Annotated in this window: 1 pseudogene; it reads right to left on the reverse strand. The window is 68.6% G+C overall.

Annotated elements, in window-relative coordinates:
- Positions 1-1,089 (reverse strand): annotated as a pseudogene (locus LO50_RS21295) (chromosome partitioning protein ParB); the annotation flags it as partial.

Here is a 1,089-nt window from a genome sequence, read left to right on the forward strand (position 1 = left end):
TCATCCGCCATTGCCTCGGCATCCTCCGGGGCATCCTGCGCCTGCGTTTCCTGCGGCGCAGCTTCCGGGCTTTCGGTCTTGAAGATGGCAGGCATCCAGCCGGTGCCGTCCGCCAGCCGTTCGGCTTCGCTGGCAATGTCCGCCTTCTTCAACTTCGCCAGTCGAGTAGCGTGCGACGGTGCGAACTCGCCCACGGCTTCCAGAATCGCGGTCTTCGGCACATGCTGGAAATAACCCTCGGCAGTCGGCTTCCACCATGCCGCCATGTCAAGCCCCACGGCCTGCGCCAGTTCCGCGCCGGGCTGGTGCTGCGTGGCGCGAGGCGTCACCACGTCCACCGTGGAAGCCACGCACACGGCCAGCAGCCGCACCAGTTCGTCTTGCGGCTTCGCCAGCAGCACGGCGAACAGTTCGGCGCTGTCCTGCGGCAGCGCTTCGCCCGCGACCTGCTGCAATTCGCGCAGGGCCACGGCAGCGGGTGACTCGGGCCAGTCGGGGGCCATGCCTTCCAGCCGGTCTTGCACTTTCATGCTCACGCCTAGCGGCAGGTCGTGGCCGTAGTGGCTGTCCTGCAAGACGGTCTGCACCAGCCCATGCACCAGCGCGGCCAGGGCGACTTGCGGATGCCGGGCGACTTCGATTTGCAGCGCGGCGGTACGGTGCGCGCTCAAGCGCTGCGCCAGCCGGTCGGACAGGCTCGCGGCCTTGGGCTGCTCGGCGTCCTCGCCTTCGTCGTCTTTTCCGGCTTCGCCTTCTGCGCTGCCGAAGCCCTGCCGCAAGCGTTCCAGCGTGCGCAGCGCCTTGGCTTCGGCTTCGCGCAGCAGCCCGCGATGAATCACGGCTTCGCCGCTGCGGTCAAGGGTGACGATGGCACCGGCCACGGCGCGCACGTCCGGGGCATAGCCCTGCAAGGCTTGCTCCACGGCTTGCAGTTCCCCGGCGACCTGTTCGCGGCGCGGTTCCAGCGCTTCGGTCTTGTCCTCGTCCTCGGCGTCGTAGGCGTCTTCCAGTTCGGCGTCGATCTTGTCGAGGCGGGTTTGCAGCGAGGCGATGCGGCGGGCTTCGCGGGCGCTCGGTTCGCGGCGCTGG

The sequence above is a fragment of the Stutzerimonas stutzeri genome, assembly GCF_000935215.1.
Lineage (GTDB): Bacteria > Pseudomonadota > Gammaproteobacteria > Pseudomonadales > Pseudomonadaceae > Stutzerimonas.